The following is a 20,027-nucleotide window of genomic DNA, read 5'->3' as shown; positions in this document are numbered from 1 at the left end:
AGCCCACAGCCCACAGCCCACAGCCCACAGCCCACAGCCCACAGCCGCAGGTGCATAGCCGCACAGCCGCACAGCCGCAAAGGCGTAAAGGCGCAGAGGTGCAGAGGTGCAAAGGTGCACAACCGCCGAGAAGGAACGCCCCTCCGCAACGTCTCCCGAACGCGCGCAAGGGACCGAGCAAGACACTCGGCCCCTTCTATCCAATCGTCCTCACGGGAGCCCCCAGCGCGTACCGCACCCGGAGAACCGTCGTGCCGAGCGACGCTAGATGTGCCCGCCTCCGGCACCGGGCTGCGCGTTCTCGCCCCGCTTGGTGAGCGTCGCGATCAGAGCGGCGAGCACCGCGACCACCCCGGCCACCGTGAACGACAGCCCCATGCCCGACACGAAGGTGTCATGCGCCACGTCCGTGATCTTGGCGGCGATGGCCGGCGGCGTCTGCTCGGTGACCGGCGGGATGCCGACCGAGACCGCGTCGGAGGCCTTCGCCGACTGCTCCGGGGTCAGCGGCGGAAGACCGGCCTCCGTCCAGTTGCCCGGCAGGTCGTTGTCCACCCGGGCCGCCATCACGGCGCCGAGCACGGCCGTACCGAGGCTGCCGCCGACCTGCATCGCTGCCTGCTGGAGACCGCCCGCGACACCCGCATGCTCCAGCGGTGCGTTGCCGACGATGACGTCCGTCGCACCGACCATCACCGGTGCGAGGCCCAGGCCGAGAAGGGAGAACCACACGGACATGACGCCGGTGCCGGTGTTCACGTCGAGCGCGGACAGGCCGAGCATCGCGACAGCGGTGAGCACCATTCCGGCGACGAGGACGATCCTCGGGCCGAACCTGGTGATCAGTGCGCCGGTGATCGGCGAGGCGACGATCATCATGCCCGTGAGCGGCAGCAGGTGCAGCCCGCTGTCCACAGGGCTCATCCCATGCACGTTCTGCAGGTAGAAGGTGACGAAGAACAGCCCGCCCAGAAACGCGAAGGCCATGAGCACCATGAGGACGGTGCCGGCGGAGAGCGGCACGGAGCGGAACAGGCCGAGCGGGATGAGCGGTTCGCGCACCCTGGACTCCCAGAGCGCGAAAACGATGAAGCCGGCGAGGGCGGCTCCGAGGAAGATCAGGGTCGCCGGGTCGCCCCATCCCCACGCGGGGGCTTTGATGAGCGCCCAGATGAGCGAGAACATCGCGCCCGACAGCAGCACGATGCCGGGGATGTCGAAGGACTTGGCGGCGTTCTCCGCCCGGTGGTCCCTGAGGATGATCAGGCCGAGGAGCAGCGCCACAAGGCCGACCGGCACATTGATGAAGAACACCGACTGCCAGTTGACGTGCTCGACGAGCAGGCCGCCGACGATCGGACCGGCCGCGGTGGAAGCACCGATGACGGCTCCCCAGATGCCGATCGCCATGTTGAGCTTCTCCGCGGGGAAAGTGGCGCGCAGCAGACCGAGCGCTGCGGGCATCAGCAACGCGCCGAACAGGCCCTGGATCACGCGGAAGGCCACCACGGTGGCCACGCTGCCGGAGAGCCCGATGGCACCCGAGGCCGCGGCGAAGCCCGTGATGCCTATGAGGAAGGTCTGGCGATGGCCGAAGCGGTCACCGAGCTTGCCGGCCGTGATCAGGGCGACGGCGAGCGCGAGCAGGTAGCCGTTGGTTATCCACTGGACATCGGCCAGCGACGCACCGAGGTCCTTCTGGATCGCCGGGTTGGCGATCGCGACGATCGTGCCGTCGAGGGCGACCATCGTGACGCCGAGTGCGACGGAGAAGAGGGTCAGCCAAGGGTGTCCCCGAAGCCCCTTACGGGGCTCCGGTACAGGAAGTTCCGGCGCCGCGTCGGCGACGGTGGTCTGTGACGTCATAATGGGAGGCTAGTGACAGCTACTGACAGTTGACAAACCAATTCACGAGTCGGTGACTGTCACATAGCTCACAGGTATCCTGATCAGGGAAAACGCGGTCCGGAAAGGGCAGGGAGATGACTTCTCGGCATGTGGCGGAGTCCACACCGTCCCCCACGCCTCGACCCGCGGAGCCGGAGCCGACCACCGGCCTCAGGGAGCTGAAGAAGCAGCGCACGCGCAACGCGCTGGTCCGATCGGCGCTCGAACTGTTCACGACGCAGGGCTACGAGCAGACGACGGTGGACGAGATCACCGATGCCGTCGAGGTCTCGCAGCGCACCTTCTTCCGCTACTTCGCCAACAAGGAAGAGGTGGCCTTCGCCGTCCAGGACGTGGTGGAGGAGTTGTTCCACGCCGCCGTATGCGAACGCCCCGCCGAAGAACCGCCGATGACCGCGTTGCGTCACGCCGTTCTGCACGCCTGGGACGCCATCGGGCAGGCCATCGAGGAAGCCGTGCCGCCCGAACTGCACATGCGCATGTACCAGGTCATCGAGTCCACACCCGCCCTTCTCGCGGTCCATCTGCGCCGTTCGGCAGAGCAGGAAGAGCGGCTCGCCCGGGAAATCGCCCGCCGAGAAGGCCTCGACGTGGACAGCGACCCGCGTCCGCGCGTGCTCGTAGCGGCGTTCGGCGGTGTGATGCGCGTGAGCGGCAGGCTCTGGGGCGCGGGGCAGGACTGCAGCTCGGACGCGATCCGCGAGATCACCGAGTCCTACCTGGACCACTTGGGACCCGCGCTGTCGGAGGACTGGCGCGACGCAGCCCGCACCGATCGGGCGCATCGTCCGGAGTGACGAACGCGAACACCCCCATGAATGGCGGGCATCACCCCAGGGCATGGCACAACTCACCGTAAAGGCATTGAAGCGGCCCGAATGACCGTCGTCCGATGTGACGGTAATTGCACCGTCATGAAACGTGAGTTGTGTCACCCCCTCCACGGGCCACCCTGTGCTTCTCTTAGGGTGGTCGGCAGTGTCTTCCTTCTCTGAGCTCGGCTCCACCTCGACTTCCTGGCCCGGCGACTCCCCGGCCTGGCGTGCACTGCTCGCTCTGGCCGTCGTGTTCGTCCTCCTGGCCACCACCGGCTGGACGACGATCCGGAACCACCATCCGTCGCCAGGACCGCGTGAAGCGGCCGTCGCCGCCTGGAACAAGGCGCGCATAGGCGGTCGTGACCTTCCCGACCCCGAGGCCGAGCCTGCCGAGCTCTCCCGGTTCTTCCGCTCGCTCACCGGGGCCGACCGCAACCATCTGGCCGAGCGATTCCCGCTGGTCGTGGGCAATCTGGGCGGCGCCCCTGTGGAACTGCGCTACCGTGCGAACCACTTCGCGATCGACGATGCCCGGCGCGTGGCCGAGAAGCGGATGAAGGACCGCAAACTCTCCGCCGTGGGCCGCCAAGAGGCCGGGCGTCTTATGCATCGGTTCGAGTCGATGCTCACCAAGGGCCGGCAAGTCTTGTCGTTCGATCCGACGGGACCGGGGCGCGCCGCCGAGGTCTTCGGTGACCTGAAGAAGGCCCATGAGGTCTCCGTGGTCGTCCCCGGCGTGGACACCAATCTGGTGAATTTCGAACGCACCGACCGCCCGTACACCTCCCCCGTCGGCATGGCTCGCTCCCTGTACGAGGCTGAGCGCGCCGAACGTCCGGGCATCCGTACGGCTGTGGTGGCCTGGGCCGATTACACCTCGCCCGCAGGGCTCGGTGTGGACGCCGCGACCGGGCGGCTCGCCGAGAACGGGGCCGTCCGGCTGGACTCCTTCGTCGACACGCTGACCGACGCCTCCCGCGTCTCCCTCTTCTGCCACTCGTACGGTTCCGTGGTGTGCGGCGTCGCAGCCCACTCGCTCTCCCCCAAGGTCACCGACATCGCCGTGGCCGGGAGCCCGGGCATGCGGGCGCAGAACGCGGTGGGGCTCGGCACGCGCGCCCGCGTATGGGCGACGCGCGATGCGGACGACTGGATCCAGGACGTGCCGTACATGGAGATCGGCGAACTGGGGCACGGCGCGGACCCGGTGTCCGAGGGCTTCGGCGCCCGGGTGCTCTCCGCGGACGGCGCCGTCGGCCACGCCGGCTACTTCGAACCCGGCACCAGGAGCCTGGAGAATTTTGCCGAGATCGGGGTAGGCGCCTTGCGGTCCGTCGACTGCGCGCCCGGGTCGGCGACGGACTGCCGTGCCGGAATCCCGGGCTCCGTAGAGGTTTGACGCGCGTAGCGTTCAGAAGGGGGACGGGCGGACCGCCGCCGCATACGATGAGCCGCATGGGTGATGTGCTGGCCGGTTTTCACACCGTCTGGGAGTTCGACACGGACTCCGTGCTCATCCGCTTCGAACGGGGGATCCGCACGCCGAAGCTGTTCCAGGTGCTCGGCGAGCGGCGCATCCCCTACGAAGCGCTGGCCGCGGTCGAACTCACCCCCGGGAAGCGGGGGACGGTCGTGCTGCGTGCCGTGCCCCGGCGCGGCGCCGACCCGCTCATGGACGCCGCGGACGGACAGCTCAAGGACGGCTGCGACCCGTACCGGCTGGTGCTGCCCGCCGAGCGCGACGTCCTCGCCGAGTACTACGCGGATCAGATGCGGGCCGCATTGGGCGGATCCGCGTCCGCTCCCGCCGACGAGTACCTGGTCAGCGCTCCCCCGCCGCCGCTCAACTTCAAGGCATACGACGGCAAGGCGTCCTTCGACGGGAAGGCGGTCGCCTTCCGCTGGTTCTGGACGGGCGCGTCGTCGGCGAAGTGGAAGGCCGGGGACCAGAACTTCTCCGTCGAGGAACTGACCGGGGTGGAGTGGCGCTCCCCGGAGGTCTTCAACGGCCATCTGCGTCTGGTGCGACGCGAGGGGGCCGACGGCGCGGGGTGCACGTCCCGTACGGAGCAGCCCGGTGAGGCGGACCAGGATCCGGCGGCTGTCGTCTTCGGGCTCGGCTACGGCCTGGTCCACGAGTCGTTGCCGTTCGCGGCCTCGGTGCTGGAGGCCGTACGGGCCGCTGAGCCGGATGAGGACACGATGCCGGCCGGGCCGCGGGCGACCGTCACGACCATGACGGTGACCCCGAAGGGCCGCCCGGACCCGGGCGATATCGCCGACCGCATCCGGCACTTGGGCGCGCTGCACGATGCGGGGCTGCTGACGGACGACGAGTTCAGCTCGAAGAAGGCCGAGCTGCTCGCGGAGCTGTAGCGCCCGGTGCCCCGGTGTGCGGTGCACCCGCGCTGCCGTCCGCGCCGCCCGGCCTTCCGTGAACCACCCACGTCAGCAGCGGTTTCCCACCGCAAGCGTCCTTACTCGCGCCCCGCCGAGGCGAAGCTCATGTCCGGGTACCGATCGCCCGCGACCTTGCCCGCGACCGGCTCCAGCAGCGCCAGCTCCTGCTCGGTCAGGACGAGCCGCGTCGCCGCGGTGTTCTCCTCCACCCGGCTCCGGCTGCGTGTGCCCGGGATCGGTACGACGGGCAGGCCGTGCAATCCGGCCCGCTGCTGCACCCAGGCCAGGGCGACCTGTCCGAGCGTCACGCCCCGCGCCTCGGCGATCGAGCGCACCGGATCGAGCAGCGCTGCGTTCGCCGCCGCGTTGTCGCCGTTGAACCGGGGCAGCGTCCTGCGGAAGTCGTCCGCCCCGAGCTCGCTCCCGGCGTTCACGAACGAGCCCGTGAGGAAGCCTCGTCCGAGCGGCGAGTAGGGCACGAACGCCACTCCGAGTCCGGCCGCCGCGGGGACCACCGTCTCCTCCACATCACGGCTGAAAACCGACCACTCCGACTGCACCGCCGCGATCGGGTGCACCGCATGGGCCGCCCGGAGTTCGTCGCCCGTCACTTCGCTCAGGCCCAGATGCCGGACCTTGCCCTCCTGCACCAGCTCGGCCATCGCGCCGACCGTCGCCTCGATGGGGACGTTCAGATCCCGCCGGTGCATGCAGTACAGGTCGATCGTGTCCACCCCGAGCCGCCGCAGGCTGGCCTCGGCCGATGCCCGGACGTACTCGCGGTCGTTCCTGATGCCCCGGTACGCCGGGTTGTCCGGGTCCAGGACGATGCCGAACTTCGTGGCCAGCACGACCTGTTCGCGGTGGGCCCGCACGAACGGGGCTATGAACTTCTCATTCTCCCCCAACCCGTACATATCGGCGGTGTCGTAGAGCGTGACGCCCAGTGCCAGCGCCCGCTCCAGAGTGGCCCGCGCCTCGGTCTCGTCCGTCGGGCCGTAGGCGAAGCTCATGCCCATGCAGCCGAGCCCCTGCACGCCGACCCTGGGGCCGGCCGTGCCCAGCGTCACTGCGGCGATCTCATCGTTGCTGTGGGTACCGGTTGTGCTCATCGGTCAGGACCTCTCCGACGCCTCCTGGGCGTCCGCATACATGCCGATCTTGTAGTCCAGCACCGCGAGGGTGTCCTGCAGCTCGGCGATCCGCCGCCGCACGTCGTCGCGGTGCGCGTGCAGCAGCCGGTGGCGCTCCGTGACCGTGTGGTCGCCCTCCCGCACCAGCTCGGCGTAGCGGACCATGTCCGCGACCGGCATCCCGGTCAGCCGCAGCTTGCCGATGAAGGCGAGCCGGTCGAGGTCCTGATCGGTGTACCGGCGCTGGCCGGTGTGCGACCGGTCCACATGCGGCATCAGGCCGATCCGCTCGTACCAGCGCAGGGTGTGGGCCGTCAGGCCGGAACAGGCCGCGACCTCGCTGATCGTGTAGCGGTCCCCGCCCTCCGGGCGCGGGCGCGGAGCCGGAGCCGCGACGCCCAGGTCCACCTGCTCGGACACGCCTTCCGCCACGGTCATGCGTCACCATCCTTCGCCGGCCGAAGCCCTGGAAACCCTCGCGACAGCGTCAACGCTAAAGACTTCGAGTGCACTCCAGGCAAGCGAAGACGCCCGGAGAGAGGCGATGGATTCCGGCCACTGCGGGACGCCTTGGAGGCCCGCGTTAGGCTCGGGCTCATGCAGAGCCTGCGCATGATCGAGAACTGGCCGGTCCCGACCGCGGCCGCCGCCGTCGTACGGGCGAACGGCACGGTCGCCGGCTCCCGGGGCCCGGTGGACCACCGCTTCCAGCTCGCCTCGGTCACCAAGCCGCTGGCCGCCTACGCCGCCCTCGTGGCCTACGAGGAGGGCGCGGTCGAACTCGACGAGCCCGCCGGGCCGCAGGGGTCGACGGTGCGCCACCTGCTCGCGCACACCTCGGGCCTCGCCTTCGACGAGCACCGTGCGACGGCGGAGCCGGGCACGCGCCGCCTGTACTCCAATGCGGGCTTCGAGGTGCTCGGCGACCACATCGCCAAGGCCACGGACATCCCCTTCGCCGAGTATCTGCGGCAGGCCGTGCTGCAGCCGCTCGGCATGACCTCCACCGATCTGCCCGGCTCCCCCGCGAAGGACGGCGTCTCCACCATCGCCGACCTTTCCCGGTTCGCCGCCGAGCTCCAGGCACCACAGCTGCTGCACCCGCGGACGGTCGCCGAGGCGATGTCCGTGGTGCACCCGGGCCTGTCCGGCGTGCTCCCCGGCTACGGGCACCAGAAGCCGAACGACTGGGGACTGGGGTTCGAGATCCGGGACTCCAAGTCGCCTCACTGGACGGGCTCTTCGTCCTCACCGCGCACCTTCGGGCACTTCGGACAGTCCGGCACGTTCCTGTGGGTGGACCCGGACGCCGGCGTGGCGTGCGTGGCGCTGACCGACCGGCCCTTCGGGCCGTGGGCGATCGAGGGCTGGCCGTCCTTCACGGACGCCGTGCTCGCCGAGCTGTCCGTCTGACTCCGCCGAACCGAACTCCCGGCACCGGCCCGCCCGTTCGGCCCAGCGGCAACGGGCCTCGCTGCCACCGGTGACCCGCGGACGCCGTCGTTGACCGGAGAGCACCACCGGTGGCCGTCACCGGTGGGGACCGGAGAGCCGTACACGCTACCGGAGTTCCCAGACCAGCAGCTCCGCGCCGTCAACCGCCGCCATCTCGCGGTCCTCGCATCCGGTGATCCTGGCCGCGTCGCCCGGGCCCAGCGTCGCCTCGTCCAGGCGTACGGCGCCGCGCACCACATGCACGTACACCCGCGGCGCGTCCGGCAGGGCGCTGCGCTCTCCGGCGGCGAGGCGGCGGATGTTGAGCACGGCTTCCGCGCGCTCCAGCGCATAGGGCGTGCCGTCGGCGATACCGCGCACCACCTCGTACTCCGGCTCGCCGCCCGGCCGGCATGACGGTTCGAGCCACATCTGCACGAACGTGAGCCGCTCGTCGGCGTCGTTGCGCTCCACATGCCGTACGCCGCTGCCGGCGCTGAGGCGTTGCACGTCACCGGCGCGGACGACGGTCGCGTGGCCCTGCGAGTCGCGGTGGGTGAGTTCGCCCTCGACGACCCAGGTGACGATCTCCACGTCCCGGTGCGGGTGCTCGTCGAAGCCCGCACCGGACGCGAGGCGTTCCTCGTTGCAGGCCATGAGCGCTCCGAAGCGCAGATTGCCCGGGTCGTAGTGGTGGCCGAAGGAGAATGCGTGCAGCGTCTCGATACCCGCCGCCGCATCTCCGCCCCGGTAGCGATCTCGGCCCCGCCATACCTCAGCCATCACCCCACCGTAACCGCGCGCGGTGACGCTGCCGCGCCGTCCCCTCACCGTCCGCGCGCACCGGCGGAGCCCTGCCGCCCCGTACGCCCCGTGAGTCTCTCCCGCCACATACCGTGCGTTCCGCCGCCCCCGCCGCACCGCCCGCTCTCTGCGATGAGGCAGTCTTGTCCCGTGCCTGATACCGGATCCGCTGACGCTCATCCCCACGCCGCGACCCTGCGGCGGCTGGAGAAGTCCTCCGGCCGCCTCGCCGCGAACGCCATCGCCCGCATGGACGAGACGCTGCCGTGGTACCGCGCCATGCCTCCCGAGAACCGGTCCTGGATCGGTCTCGTCGCGCAGGCGGGCATCGCCGCGTTCACCGAGTGGTTCCGGCACCCGGAGACCCCGCAGGCCATCAGCACCGATGTCTTCGGCACCGCGCCCCGCGAGCTGACCCGGGCCATCACGCTCCGCCAGACCGTGGAGATGGTGCGCACCACCATCGAGGTCATGGAGTCCGCCATCGACGAGGTGGCGGCCCCCGGTGACGAGTCCGCTCTGCGCGAGGCCCTGCTCGTGTACGCGCGCGAGATCGCCTTCGCCACCGCGCAGGTGTACGCCCAGGCCGCAGAGGCCCGCGGAGCCTGGGACGCCCGGCTCGAATCGCTCGTCGTCAACGCCGTGCTCTCCGGCGAGGCCGACGAGGGTGCCCTGTCCCGCGCGGCCGCCCTCGGCTGGAACTCCCCGGAACACGTCATCGTCGTCCTGGGCACCGCCCCCGACGGCGACAGCGAGTTGACCGTCGAGGCGATCCGCCGTGCCGCCCGGCACGCCAAACTCCAGGTTCTCACCGGGGTTCTGGGGGACCGGCTCGTCGTGATCGCCGGCGGCAGCAACGACCCGCTCCGTACGGCGAAGGCGCTGATCGGTCCGTTCGCCGCCGGTCCCGTCGTCGCGGGTCCTGTCGTCGGCGACCTGCTATCGGCGACCCGGTCCGCGCAGGCGGCGGCCGCCAGCCTGCGCGCCTGCAACGCCTGGCCGGACGCGCCGCGTCCGGTCCTCGCGGACGATCTGCTGCCCGAGCGGGCGATGGCCGGGGACACAGGCGCGCGCGAGCAGTTGGTGGAGGAGATCTACAGACCGCTGGAGGAAGCCGGTTCGGCTTTGCTGGAAACCCTGAGCGTCTACCTGGAACAGGCGAGCAGCCTCGAGGGCGCCGCCCGGATGCTGTTCGTGCACCCCAACACCGTGCGCTACCGGCTTCGACGTGTGACCGATGTCACCGGATGGTCGCCGTCCGATGTACGGTCGGCGTTCACCCTCCGTATCGCCCTCATTCTGGGGCGTCTGGCCGACGCGGAAACCAAGCTCTAGCCTTTTGTTGGACACCCACAATTCCCCTGACGGTTCTTGGTCCCTGTCCCCACCGGCGATACCGACCGTCCACAAGAGAGAGTGTGAGAGTGCTCGTACTCGTCGCTCCCGGCCAGGGCGCCCAGGCGCCCGGCTTCCTGACACCCTGGCTCGACCTCCCCGGCGTCACCGAGCGCCTCGAGGAATGGTCGGCCGCCACCGAACTGGACCTCGTGCACTACGGCACCCGGGCCGACGCGGACGCGATCCGCGACACCGCAGTGGCCCAGCCGCTGCTGGTCGCCGCTGGACTGGTCTCGGCCCAGCAGCTCTTCGCGACCCCCGCCGACGTCGGCCGCCTCGCCGGTGCGGCGGCGGGTCACAGCGTCGGTGAGATCACGGTGGCCGCCGCGACCGGCGTGCTGGCACCGGAGGCAGCCATGTCTCTCGTACGCCAGCGGGGCCTGGCCATGGCGAAGGCGGCGGCCGTGGCCGAGACGGGGATGTCGGCGGTTCTGGGCGGCGAACCCGAAACGGTGGTCGCGCACCTGGAGGAACTGGGCCTGACCCCGGCGAACATGAACGGCGCCGGGCAGATCGTCGCCGCGGGCACCGCCGAGCAGTTGGCCGCACTCGCCGGGAACAAGCCGGAGAAGGCGCGCGTCATCGCGCTGAAGGTGGCCGGCGCGTTCCACACGCACCACATGGCCCCGGCGGTCGACACGCTGGCCGCCCTCGTGCCGGACCTCGACGTCAACGCCCCGAGCACAGCGTACGTCTCCAACAAGGACGGCCAAGTCGTCGCCGGCGGTGGGGAGATCGTGCAGCGCCTTGTCGACCAGGTCTCCAACCCGGTCCGCTGGGACCGGTGCATGGAGACGTTCCAGCGGCTCGGTGTCACCGGAATGATCGAACTGTGCCCGGGCGGCACACTCTCCGGTCTGGCCAAGCGCGCCCTGCCCGGAGTGAAGACCGTTGCCCTGAAGACCCCGGACGACCTCGAAGCAGCTCGCGAGCTCATCGTCGACGCCACGTCGGCCGCCCCGTCATCCGCTGACGCGGTGGGCGTCTCGTCCGCCGACCAGACCGCCGAATAGGAGCCGCGCAGCATGACCGCGAAGATCAGGCCCGGCAAGGGTTCCCCGTACGCGCGAATCCTCGGCGTCGGCGGCTACCGCCCCACGCGCGTGGTGCCGAACGAGGAGATCCTCAAGCACATCGACTCCTCCGACGAGTGGATCCGTTCGCGTTCGGGCATCGCGACGCGTCACTGGGCCGGGCCGGACGAGACGGTCGCCGAGATGTCGGTGGAGGCCGCGGGCAAGGCCATTGCGTCCGCGGGCATCACCGCCGAACAGGTCGGCGCCGTCATCATCTCGACGGTCTCGCACTTCAAGCAGACCCCGTCCATCGCGACCGAGATCGCGCACCGTCTCGGCGCGGGCAAGGCTGCCGCGTTCGACATCTCGGCGGCCTGCGCGGGCTTCGGCTACGGCCTGACGATCGCCAAGGGCCTCATCACAGAAGGCAGCGCCGAGCATGTGCTCGTGGTCGGCGTCGAGCGTCTCTCGGACCTCACCGATGTGACGGACCGCTCCACCGCCTTCCTCTTCGGGGACGGTGCGGGCGCGGTCGTCGTCGGCCCGTCCGAGGAGCCCGAGATCGGCCCCAGCATCTGGGGTTCCGAGGGCGACAAGGCCGACGTCATCTCGCAGACCGTCCCCTGGGACGACTTCCGCGTCGGCGACGTCTCCCAGCTGCCGCTCGACGAGGACGGGGAGCTGAAGTTCCCGGCGATCCGCCAGGAGGGCCAAACGGTCTTCCGCTGGGCGGTGTTCGAGATGGCGAAGGTCGCCCAGCAGGCGCTGGACGCGGCCGGAATCACCCCGGACGACCTGGACGTCTTCATTCCGCACCAGGCCAACATGCGGATCATCGACTCGATGGTGAAGACACTCAAACTGCCGGAGCACGTCACGGTCGCCCGGGACGTGGAGACCACCGGCAACACCTCGGCCGCCTCCATTCCGCTCGCAATGGAGCGGATGCTGGCGACCGGGCAGGCCAAGAGCGGCGACACCGCGCTTGTCATCGGCTTCGGGGCGGGTCTCGTCTACGCCGCCACGGTCGTTACCCTCCCTTAGCCAAGATCCACAACCAGCGAAAGCGAAAGACACAGAAGGAGCGCCTCCATGGCCGCCACCCAGGAAGAGATCCTCGAAGGTCTCGCGGAGATCGTGAACGAGATCGCCGGCATCCCCACCGAGGATGTCGAGCGTGAGAAGTCGTTCACCGACGACCTGGACGTCGACTCGCTGTCCATGGTCGAGGTCGTCGTTGCCGCCGAGGAGCGCTTCGACGTGAAGATCCCGGACGACGACGTCAAGAACCTCAAGACCGTCGGCGACGCCGTCGACTACATCCTCAAGCACCAGGACTGATCCAGCCGAGCGCCTGTCGCCACCCCGCGGTGGCGCCGTCGATTCGGACCCCTCTACACGTGGAGAAAGAATTCCTGTGAACGCGACCAATCGCACTGTGGTCGTCACCGGTATCGGCGCAACCACACCGCTGGGTGGCGACAGCGCATCGACCTGGGAAGGCCTGGTGGCCGGGCGTTCGGGTGTCAGCGCGCTCAAGCAGGACTGGGCCGTCGACCTTCCGGTCCGGATCGCCGCACAGATCGCTGTCGAGCCGGGCGAGGTCATCGCCCGGCCGCAGGCGCGCAAGCTGGACCGCTCGGCGCAGTTCGCGCTGATCGCCGCCCGTGAGGCCTGGGCCGACGCGGGCTTCACCGCCAAGGCCGGCGAGGACGCCGCGATGGACCCGGACCGGCTGGGCGCGGTCATCGCCTCCGGCATCGGCGGGGTCACCACGCTCCTCGACCAGTACGACGTGCTGCGGGAGAAGGGCGTACGCCGTGTCTCCCCGCACACGGTGCCGATGCTCATGCCCAACAGCCCTGCCGCCAACGTCGGTCTGGAGGTGGGCGCCCGCGCGGGCGTGCACACTCCGGTCAGCGCCTGTGCGTCGGGTGCCGAGGCCATCGGCTACGCGATCGAGATGATCCGCACCGGCCGCGCCGACGTCGTCGTCGCGGGCGGCACCGAGGCCGCCATCCATCCGCTGCCGATCGCCGCGTTCGGCAACATGATGGCGATGTCGAAGAACAACGACGACCCCGAGGGCGCCTCTCGGCCGTACGACGAGGGCCGTGACGGCTTCGTCCTCGGCGAGGGCGCCGGCGTCGTCGTGCTGGAGTCGGCAGAGCACGCCGCCAAGCGCGGCGCGCGGGTCTACGCCGAGGCGCTCGGCCAGGGCATCTCCGCGGACGCCCACCACATCACGCAGCCCGAGCCGTCCGGCAACGGCATCGCGCATGCGCTGCAGAACCTCCTCGACGGCACCGATCTCAAGCCGGCCGAGATCATGCACATCAACGCGCACGCCACCTCCACGCCGCAGGGCGATGTGGCCGAGATCAAGGCGCTGCGGAAGATCTTCAGTGACGACGTCGACCACATGGCCCTGTCGGCCACCAAGTCGATGACCGGTCACCTCCTCGGTGGCGCGGGCGGTATCGAGACTGTCGCAACCGTTCTCGCACTGCACCACCGGCTCGCCCCGCCGTCGATCAACATCCGGAAGCTCGACCCCGAGGCGGACGCGGACGTCGTACGCGGCGAGGCCCGTGCCCTTCCGGAGGGCACCATCGCGGCGCTCAACGACTCGTTCGGCTTCGGCGGCCACAACGTCGTCCTGGCGTTCCGGACCGTCTGATCCGAGGCTTCACGGCCCCTGCCCTGTGCGCTGTGCCGGGCAGGGGCCGCTGCATCGTCACCCGGGGCGCGGGGCCGCTTCAAGAACGCGGTCGCTCCGGGAAGCTCGCGAACCAGCTCGCCGCCATGTCCTCCTCCCCGTGGCCCTGTTGTTCGGCGCGGAGCAGCCGTTCGGCCCCTGCCGGGGCCAGGTCCAGCCGTACCGAGGCCCGCTCCCCCGCCTCGACGATCAGACGGGCGTCCTTGGCGGCCGTCGTCACCGTGAAGTTCGGTGCGTAGTCACCGGACATGATGGCCGCGGCCTTGGTGCGGAGATAGCCGCAGTCCAGCGCCCCGCCCTCGATGACGTCGAGGAAGCCCTGGGGTTCGACGCCGAGGCCCTCGGCGAGGGCGAGTGCCTCCGCGGTGGCGTTGTTGACGGCCAGGACCCAGCTGTTGCAGACGAGTTTGAGCCGCGTCGCGGCTCCGCTCGCACCGTCCTCCGCCACCCAGACCGTACGGCTGCCGATCGCGCCGAAGACGGGTGCCAGGAGGGTTCGGGCTTCCCCGGGGCCCGAGGCGAGGACCGTGAGCCGACCCTGCTCCGCGGGCTGACGGGTGCCGAGGACGGGCGCGTCCACGAACAACAGGTCGTGCTCGGCTGCGAAGGCGGCGAAGGATTCGATGGCCTCGAGGCCTGCGGTCGTGGACTGGGCCCATACGGTTCCGGGGCCCAGGGCCGAAGCGGCCGCGCGCATCGTGGCGAGCGCGGCCGAGCCGTCGTAGAGCATGGTGAGGACGACATCGGCGCCCTCGACGGCCGCGGCGGGATCGTCGGCGATGCGCGCCCCGTCGGCAGCCAGCGGTTCGGCCTTGGCGCGGGTGCGGTTCCAGACGCGGACGTCCAGTCCCGCTCGGCACAGGTTGCGGGCCATCGCGGCCCCCATGATGCCGGTTCCCAGAACGGCCGCTGAGGTGGTGTCAGGCATGAGGGCACGCTACGCCGACGGGCCCGCCCCGGGCACAGAACGGCGCATCGTGAGGCCGCCGCACCACCCGGGTGCTCAGACCACCTGGTGAAGCCAGCGGACCGGTGCGCCCTCCCCTGCGTACCGGAACGGCTCCAGCTCGTCGTCCCAGGGCTTGCCGAGCAGCCTGGCGATCTCGGCCTCCAGGTCGGTCTCGCCCTGCCCGGCCCGGGCCATCGCGGCGCGCAGCCGGTCCTCGGGGATCAGGATGTCGCCATGGATGCCGGTGACGGCGTGGAAGATGCCGAGGTCGGGTGTGGAGCTGTAGCGCTCGCCCTCGGCGGTGGGGCAGGGTTCGGCCGTCACCTCGAAGCGGAGCAGGTGCCAGCCGCGCAGCGCGGACGCCAGCTTGGACGCCGTGCCCGGCTCGCCCTGCCAGGAGAACTCGGCCCGCCATGTCCCGGGCGAGGCGGGTTGCCTGATCCAGTCGAGGCTGACGCGCACGCCGAGAACGCCCGCGACGGCCCATTCGACGTGCGGGCACAGCGCACGCGGTGCGGAGTGAACGTAGAGAACTCCACGTGTCGTCACCGGGACCTCCAGTGTGGGACGAGGTTCGCCTTCCCCAGCGGCCTCGTGCCCGTACCGGTCGTGTCCGGGACAGCACTTGACATCCTGCCCCACGGGTCCCTTCCGAACCAGCTCCCGAGGTCACATGCAGTAAACACTACGGAGAGCAATTCTTGCCAAAAGGGACAACATGTGACGCGATGTAATTTCCGGGTTGCCGGGAGGCGCACGCTCCTCTGGGTCGACGGGTCGTCAGGTCGCTGTTCCCCGAGGCGCAGCGCCCCGACGCCACGGGGAAAAGCTACCGTGCGGCGGAGGGCCAGGTGTGACGTACGGTCGGTCCCGGGCGGATCTGGACGAAGCTTTCACTCGCTGGGACGCCCCCCGGCCTCCGATCGGGGAACGTCCGAGCGGGCCGATACGTCCCCCATGTGGGAAAGCGGAGCGAAACCCTTGCCACCGCTGGAGGGGAGGACACGGATGCGGGACACCCCCGAGCGTGCACAACCGCGCACACCCCGGCGTGAGCGCCGGGGCCGCGCTGTCGCGGCGCTCGTGGCAGGCGCGGTGCTGGCCGGGACCGCGGGGGTCGTCTGGCTCGCCGTCGACGAGGGGGGCGAGCCGCCGGGCGGAGGGTCCTCGTCGGCCTCCCGCAGGCCCAGTCCCAAACCCACCCCTCAGTGGGACACGAGCCCACGCTCCATCGCTGCTCTGGGTGACTCCATCACGCGCGGTTTCGACGCCTGTGGCGTCCTCACCGACTGCCCGGAGGTGTCCTGGGCGACGGGTACGGACCCCGGCGTCGGCAGTCTGGCGCGACGGCTGCTCAAGAACCCTGGACGCAGCAGCTGGAACCACGCGCGGTCCGGGGCACGTATGGAGGACCTTCCGCGCCAGGTGGCGGCGGCCGTGACCGAACGGCCGGACCTGGTGACGGTGATGGTCGGGGCGAACGACGCCTGCCGCGACAGCACCCGCCTCATGACACCGGTCGCCGACTTCCGCGCCGACTTCGAGAAGGCGCTGCGCGCCCTCCGGCGCGCGCTTCCCAAAACGCAGGTGTACGTGTCGAGCGTTCCGGACCTCAAGCGGCTGTGGAGCGAGGGCCGGCAGAACCCCTTCGGCAAGCAGGTGTGGAAGCTCGGCATCTGCGCCTCGATGCTGAGCGAGCCGGACGCCCTGGACAAGGCGTCGGTGGCCCGCCGTCAGCAGGTGTACGACCGGGTGGTGGCGTACAACACCGCGCTCAAGGAGGTGTGCGGCAAGGAGCCGCGGTGCCGGTACGACGGAGGGGAGGTCTTCCGCTACCGCTTCAGCGGGAAGCAGCTCAGCCCCTGGGACTGGTTCCACCCGAGCAAGAACGGCCAGGAGCGGCTGGCCGAGATCGCTTACCGCCGCATCACGGCCAAGGGACCGGTGGCGTAACCGGCTCCCGGGCCGCCGCTCGTCCCGCCGTCACCGCTCCACGTGCAGGCGGGCGCGAAGCCGCCGGTCGGCGATGGAGTGCGCCGCCTCCACCACGTACGTGCCGGAGATGAGGCGCCAGGCGTCCGTCTTCTCGTCCCAGATCTCGAACGCGCGGCGCGGCAGCGGGATGTCGGCGCTGACGGTCTCGCCCGGCGCGGCTTCGACGGTGGCGAAGCCCGCGAGCCAGCGGGCGGGCCGCTCCGGCAGGCCGGGGCCGCCGCTGCCCGGCGCAAGGTAGATCTGGACGACTTCGCGACCGTGGCGCGTTCCGGTGTTGCGCAGGCGGACGGTGGCGGTGGCGTCGGTCGTGGAAAGGTCGAGACTGTCGTAGTCCCAGGTGGTGTAACCGAGGCCGTGGCCGAAGGGGTAGGCGGGGGTGCGGCCGGTCTTCTCCCAGGCGCGGTAGCCGATGAACACGCCCTCCTCGTAGACGAGTTCGCCGTCGTCGGGCTCGACCTGCGTGACCGGGGCATCGGTCAGGGCGACCGGCCATGTGGTGGGCAGCCGGCCGCCCGGTTCCTCGTCGCCGAGCAGGACGTCCGCGAGGGCCGCGCCCGCTTCCTGTCCGGGGAACCAGCCGAGCAGGACGGCGTCGACCTCGTCGCGCCACGGAAGTTCCACCGGGGAGCCGGAGTTGACGACGACGACCGTGCGGGGCGCTACTGCGGCGACGCGGCGTACGAGTTCGTCCTGGCGGCCGGGGAGCGCGAGGCTCGTGCGGTCGAAGCCCTCGCTCTCCACACGCTCGGTGGTGGCGACGACCACGACGGCGGTGTCGGCGACGGAGGCGGCGGCGACAGCCTCCTCCATGAGCGCCTCGGGGTCGCGTACAGGGTCCCTGTGGACCAAGGCGCAGGCGACCGCGGACATGGGCGCCTCGGGGAGTTTGGCGACCGTGCAGATCAGTGAGACCTCAACCGACTCACCCGCCGTCAGCTCCACTTCGCCGCGCGGGACAGCGGTGCCCTGGAATGCTTCAAAGGGATCGCCCTCGTCGGCGGGTTCCTCGATGCCCTCGAAGAGCAGCCGGCCGCCGACTGTGAGCGCGAGGCCGCCGAGCCCGCGGGTACCGAAGGCGTGTACGCCGCTCTCGCGCGCGGTGAAGGTGCCGGTGATCTCGACGGTGTGCAGGTCCTCGAAGCTGACCCCGTCGGGAAAGTCGCCGAGCCACTGCACCAGGCCGCTGGGCAGCGGCTCGCTCCCGAGTTGGCGGCCCGAGACGTCCCGGCAGACGGCGCGCAGCTCGAACCCCTGGCCCGCGACGGCCGGTTCGTCGCTCGGGTCGGCGCCCACGGCGTGGTGGACCGCGACGCTCTCCGGGAGGGCGGCCCGCAGCCCGTCGAGCGGGGAGACGATGTGGGCAGGGAAGACCTCGGCGGAGCCGCCGCCCAGGATCCGGGCGTCGCGGGCGGCGGCACCGATGACGGCGACGCTGCTGACGCCGGCGGGGTCGATCGGCAGCGTCCCGCGCTCGTTGCGGACGAGGACGAAGGAGCGATGGGCGATTTCGCGCGCGAGGGCGTCGCCGTCGACGGTGGCGGGGAGGTCTGCGGGGGCGACGGCGGGCGGGGCGGCGTCGAGCACGCCGGTACGGGCGGCGAGCCGGAGTACGTTCCGTACGGCGGCGTCGACGGCGCACTCCTCGGCGCGGCCTTCCCGTACGGCGGTGGCGAGGGCCTGGCCGTAGACGGTGCGGGGGCCGGGCATGGCCACGTCCAGCCCGCCGTTCAGGGCTCTGGTGGTGTCGCGGGTGGCCATCCAGTCGGAGACGATGACGCCGTCGTAGCCCCACTCGCCGCGCAGGACGCCGAGTTGGAGCGAGGCGTGCTGGGTCATGGTGGATCCGTTGACGCCGTTGTAGGCGGACATGACGCCCCAGGGGCTGGCGTCGCGGACGATGGCCTCGAAGGGGGCGAGGTAGAGCTCGCGGAGGGCGCGCGGCGGGATCGTGTTGTTCACGGTGAAGCGCTCGGTCTCGGCGTCGTTGCCGACGAAGTGCTTCAGGGTGGTGCCCACGCCGCCGTCCTGCACGCCCCGCACATAGCCGGTGCCGATGCGAGTCGTGAGGTACGGATCTTCGGAGTAGCACTCGAAGTGGCGGCCCCCGAGCGGCGAACGGTGCAGGTTGACGGTGGGAGCGAGGAGGGCGTGCACGCCCTTGCGGCGGGCCTCCTGGGCGAGGAGCCGACCCGCGCGGCGGGCGAGCGCCGGGTCCCAGGTCGCGGCGAGAGCGGTGGGGCTGGGGAGGACGACGGAGGGATCGGCGGCGGTCCAGCGCACTCCGCGTACCCCGACGGGCCCGTCGGACATGACGAGTGACCTCAGACCGATCTGGGGCAGCGCGGGCAGGGACCAGGTGTCCTGACCTGCGAGCAGCCGGGCCTTGGCGTCCAGGTCCAGCTTGGCGAGGGCGGTCTCGACGGCGGCCTCGCGCGCCGCGTCGCCGTCTGTGCCCGGTGCCGGGGTGTCTGCCGCGTCCTGCGTGGCCACTGTCGACCTCCTCGGGGTGGTCCGTTTCGTCGGGGTTGACGCACGCCATCCTGACCTCGCACACCGTGTGAGCGGTAGGTGTCGTCTTCATTTCGTTATCTTCATGCGGAGGCTAGGCTCGGGCGCGTGGCGGAGCAGTGGCAGCCGGGAAGGCGTGGCAGCGGGCGTGAGGCTCGCGGGGAGGAACGGCGCGAGTCGATCCTGCGAGCCACCATGGCCGTCATCGCCGAGCGCGGATACCGCGGGGCGTCACTCAGTGCGGTCGCCGACCGGGTGGGCCTCACCCAGCAGGGGCTGCTGCACTACTTCCCCACCAAGGAGGCCCTGCTCATCGCGGTACTCGAAGCGCGGGACGACTGGGACACCCAGCGCGCCGCGGCGCCCGGCGGAGAGCCGTGGCCGCTGGATCTCTACACCTCGCTCGTCGAGTACAACGCGACGCGGCCGGGCATCGTGCAGACCTTCTCCGCCCTGCTCGGCGAGAGCGTCACCGAGGTTCACCCGGCGCAGGACTTCTTCCGGCGCCGCTACGTATCGGTGCGCGAGGGGATGGCCACCACGCTGCGCAGCGAGTTCGGCGACCGGCTGCCCGGGGGCCTCACACCGGACGAGGCGGCACCGCTGATGGTGGCGGTGATGGACGGGATGCAGTTCCAGTGGCTGCTGGACCCGGACCGGGTGGACATGCCTGCGGCATTCCGTGCCCTGGTCTCACTGTTCCGGCAGGGCGCGGGCGACGGGGGCGGGGACAAGCGTGGCGGGGCCGACAGGGACGCGGCCGACGGCGGCGCGGACGGCTGAACTCCAGGGCGCTGTGGGGAAAACGGGGCGAAGCTCCGCCATCGGCGCACGCGTGTGGTGCACCCGGCGGCCGGCACGGTGGTGGTGAGAAGCCCGCGGGCAGGGACCTGCGCTCGGCCACCGCACGCCCCTCGGAAGTCAGCACAACCTCTGATGATCACA

General features: G+C 70.7%; 18 protein-coding genes. 11 read left to right on the top strand and 7 right to left on the bottom strand.

Features of this window, described 5'->3' with window-relative positions:
- Nucleotides 1–264: 264 nt before the first annotated feature.
- Nucleotides 265–1,866 (bottom strand): MFS transporter, encoded by a 1,602-nt coding sequence (locus AB0M26_RS13510; protein ID WP_365259311.1) that lies wholly within the window; start codon nucleotides 1,864–1,866, stop codon nucleotides 265–267.
- Nucleotides 1,867–1,982: 116 nt separating this feature from the next.
- Here AB0M26_RS13510 and AB0M26_RS13505 point away from each other — a divergent pair, with 116 nt between their 5' ends.
- The 3 genes from AB0M26_RS13505 to AB0M26_RS13495 all read left to right on the top strand — a co-directional run bounded on the left by AB0M26_RS13505 (nucleotide 1,983) and on the right by AB0M26_RS13495 (nucleotide 5,102).
- On the top strand, nucleotides 1,983–2,705 hold the full coding sequence (locus AB0M26_RS13505) for a TetR family transcriptional regulator (protein WP_365259309.1): 723 nt from the start codon (nucleotides 1,983–1,985) through the stop codon (nucleotides 2,703–2,705).
- 181 nt (nucleotides 2,706–2,886) lie between these two features.
- Nucleotides 2,887–4,125, top strand: coding sequence for an alpha/beta hydrolase (locus tag AB0M26_RS13500; protein ID WP_365259306.1), 1,239 nt, complete (start codon nucleotides 2,887–2,889; stop codon nucleotides 4,123–4,125).
- A gap of 56 nt (nucleotides 4,126–4,181) precedes the next feature.
- On the top strand, nucleotides 4,182–5,102 hold the full coding sequence (locus AB0M26_RS13495) for a DUF4429 domain-containing protein (protein ID WP_365259303.1): 921 nt from the start codon (nucleotides 4,182–4,184) through the stop codon (nucleotides 5,100–5,102).
- A gap of 101 nt (nucleotides 5,103–5,203) precedes the next feature.
- On the opposite strand, the gene AB0M26_RS13490 is transcribed toward AB0M26_RS13495, so the two are convergent.
- Nucleotides 5,204–6,238, bottom strand: coding sequence for an aldo/keto reductase (locus tag AB0M26_RS13490; RefSeq protein ID WP_365259300.1), 1,035 nt, complete (start codon nucleotides 6,236–6,238; stop codon nucleotides 5,204–5,206).
- 3 nt (nucleotides 6,239–6,241) lie between these two features.
- The gene (locus tag AB0M26_RS13485) at nucleotides 6,242–6,697 is read right to left on the bottom strand and encodes a MerR family transcriptional regulator (protein WP_365259298.1); all 456 of its coding nucleotides are present in this window, start codon (nucleotides 6,695–6,697) and stop codon (nucleotides 6,242–6,244) included.
- A 159-nt stretch (nucleotides 6,698–6,856) separates the two neighbouring features.
- Here AB0M26_RS13485 and AB0M26_RS13480 point away from each other — a divergent pair, with 159 nt between their 5' ends.
- Nucleotides 6,857–7,672 (top strand): serine hydrolase domain-containing protein, encoded by an 816-nt coding sequence (locus AB0M26_RS13480; protein WP_365259295.1) that lies wholly within the window; start codon nucleotides 6,857–6,859, stop codon nucleotides 7,670–7,672.
- 147 nt (nucleotides 7,673–7,819) lie between these two features.
- Here the strand turns inward: AB0M26_RS13480 and AB0M26_RS13475 are convergent, their stop codons facing one another.
- Nucleotides 7,820–8,476 (bottom strand): pirin family protein, encoded by a 657-nt coding sequence (locus AB0M26_RS13475; RefSeq protein ID WP_365259292.1) that lies wholly within the window; start codon nucleotides 8,474–8,476, stop codon nucleotides 7,820–7,822.
- A gap of 171 nt (nucleotides 8,477–8,647) precedes the next feature.
- Here AB0M26_RS13475 and AB0M26_RS13470 point away from each other — a divergent pair, with 171 nt between their 5' ends.
- The 5 genes from AB0M26_RS13470 to fabF all read left to right on the top strand — a co-directional run bounded on the left by AB0M26_RS13470 (nucleotide 8,648) and on the right by fabF (nucleotide 13,591).
- Nucleotides 8,648–9,832: a helix-turn-helix domain-containing protein gene (locus AB0M26_RS13470; RefSeq protein WP_365259289.1), complete on the top strand. Its 1,185-nt coding sequence runs from the start codon at nucleotides 8,648–8,650 to the stop codon at nucleotides 9,830–9,832.
- A gap of 89 nt (nucleotides 9,833–9,921) precedes the next feature.
- On the top strand, nucleotides 9,922–10,908 hold the full coding sequence (locus AB0M26_RS13465; RefSeq protein ID WP_365259286.1) for an ACP S-malonyltransferase: 987 nt from the start codon (nucleotides 9,922–9,924) through the stop codon (nucleotides 10,906–10,908).
- Between the two features lie 12 nt (nucleotides 10,909–10,920).
- Nucleotides 10,921–11,955: a ketoacyl-ACP synthase III gene (locus AB0M26_RS13460; RefSeq protein ID WP_365259283.1), complete on the top strand. Its 1,035-nt coding sequence runs from the start codon at nucleotides 10,921–10,923 to the stop codon at nucleotides 11,953–11,955.
- Nucleotides 11,956–12,003: 48 nt separating this feature from the next.
- Complete coding sequence (locus AB0M26_RS13455; protein WP_365259280.1) at nucleotides 12,004–12,252, top strand: acyl carrier protein; 249 nt, start codon at nucleotides 12,004–12,006, stop codon at nucleotides 12,250–12,252.
- A gap of 76 nt (nucleotides 12,253–12,328) precedes the next feature.
- On the top strand, nucleotides 12,329–13,591 hold the full coding sequence (gene fabF / locus AB0M26_RS13450; protein ID WP_365259277.1) for a beta-ketoacyl-ACP synthase II: 1,263 nt from the start codon (nucleotides 12,329–12,331) through the stop codon (nucleotides 13,589–13,591).
- 79 nt (nucleotides 13,592–13,670) lie between these two features.
- On the opposite strand, the gene AB0M26_RS13445 is transcribed toward fabF, so the two are convergent.
- Both AB0M26_RS13445 and AB0M26_RS13440 read right to left on the bottom strand, forming a co-directional pair.
- On the bottom strand, nucleotides 13,671–14,558 hold the full coding sequence (locus AB0M26_RS13445; protein ID WP_365259274.1) for an NAD(P)-dependent oxidoreductase: 888 nt from the start codon (nucleotides 14,556–14,558) through the stop codon (nucleotides 13,671–13,673).
- A 75-nt stretch (nucleotides 14,559–14,633) separates the two neighbouring features.
- Entirely contained in the window at nucleotides 14,634–15,128 is a 495-nt protein-coding gene (locus AB0M26_RS13440; RefSeq protein WP_365259271.1) for a DUF3145 domain-containing protein, read from the bottom strand.
- A 459-nt stretch (nucleotides 15,129–15,587) separates the two neighbouring features.
- On the opposite strand from AB0M26_RS13440, the gene AB0M26_RS13435 reads away from it, so the two are divergent.
- Complete coding sequence (locus AB0M26_RS13435; protein ID WP_365259268.1) at nucleotides 15,588–16,532, top strand: SGNH/GDSL hydrolase family protein; 945 nt, start codon at nucleotides 15,588–15,590, stop codon at nucleotides 16,530–16,532.
- Nucleotides 16,533–16,562: 30 nt separating this feature from the next.
- Here AB0M26_RS13435 and AB0M26_RS13430 read toward each other — a convergent pair whose 3' ends face one another.
- Complete coding sequence (locus tag AB0M26_RS13430) at nucleotides 16,563–19,064, bottom strand: glycoside hydrolase family 3 C-terminal domain-containing protein (RefSeq protein WP_365259265.1); 2,502 nt, start codon at nucleotides 19,062–19,064, stop codon at nucleotides 16,563–16,565.
- 126 nt (nucleotides 19,065–19,190) lie between these two features.
- Between AB0M26_RS13430 and AB0M26_RS13425 the strand changes: the two genes are divergently transcribed.
- Nucleotides 19,191–19,865, top strand: a complete 675-nt coding sequence (locus AB0M26_RS13425) for a TetR/AcrR family transcriptional regulator (RefSeq protein WP_365259263.1) — start codon at nucleotides 19,191–19,193, stop codon at nucleotides 19,863–19,865.
- Nucleotides 19,866–20,027: the final 162 nt, after the last annotated feature.

Source organism: Streptomyces sp. NPDC051776 (genome assembly GCF_040681345.1).
Classification (GTDB): domain Bacteria; phylum Actinomycetota; class Actinomycetes; order Streptomycetales; family Streptomycetaceae; genus Streptomyces.
The sequence above is the reverse complement of the archived record's forward strand: the minus strand, read 5'-3'. Positions and strand labels throughout refer to the sequence as shown.

Excerpts from the sequence above, each read along its gene's own strand:
- AB0M26_RS13480 (WP_365259295.1), top strand. The coding sequence starts at position 6,857 with ATGCAGAGCCTGCGCATGATCGAGAACTGGCCGGTCCCGACCGCGGCC.
- AB0M26_RS13435 (WP_365259268.1), top strand. The coding sequence starts at position 15,588 with ATGCGGGACACCCCCGAGCGTGCACAACCGCGCACACCCCGGCGTGAG.
- AB0M26_RS13505 (WP_365259309.1), top strand. The coding sequence starts at position 1,983 with ATGACTTCTCGGCATGTGGCGGAGTCCACACCGTCCCCCACGCCTCGA.
- AB0M26_RS13445 (WP_365259274.1), bottom strand. The coding sequence starts at position 14,558 with ATGCCTGACACCACCTCAGCGGCCGTTCTGGGAACCGGCATCATGGGG.
- AB0M26_RS13490 (WP_365259300.1), bottom strand. The coding sequence starts at position 6,238 with ATGAGCACAACCGGTACCCACAGCAACGATGAGATCGCCGCAGTGACG.
- AB0M26_RS13460 (WP_365259283.1), top strand. The coding sequence starts at position 10,921 with ATGACCGCGAAGATCAGGCCCGGCAAGGGTTCCCCGTACGCGCGAATC.
- AB0M26_RS13455 (WP_365259280.1), top strand. The coding sequence starts at position 12,004 with ATGGCCGCCACCCAGGAAGAGATCCTCGAAGGTCTCGCGGAGATCGTG.
- AB0M26_RS13510 (WP_365259311.1), bottom strand. The coding sequence starts at position 1,866 with ATGACGTCACAGACCACCGTCGCCGACGCGGCGCCGGAACTTCCTGTA.
- AB0M26_RS13475 (WP_365259292.1), bottom strand. The coding sequence starts at position 8,476 with ATGGCTGAGGTATGGCGGGGCCGAGATCGCTACCGGGGCGGAGATGCG.
- AB0M26_RS13485 (WP_365259298.1), bottom strand. The coding sequence starts at position 6,697 with ATGACCGTGGCGGAAGGCGTGTCCGAGCAGGTGGACCTGGGCGTCGCG.
- AB0M26_RS13495 (WP_365259303.1), top strand. The coding sequence starts at position 4,182 with ATGGGTGATGTGCTGGCCGGTTTTCACACCGTCTGGGAGTTCGACACG.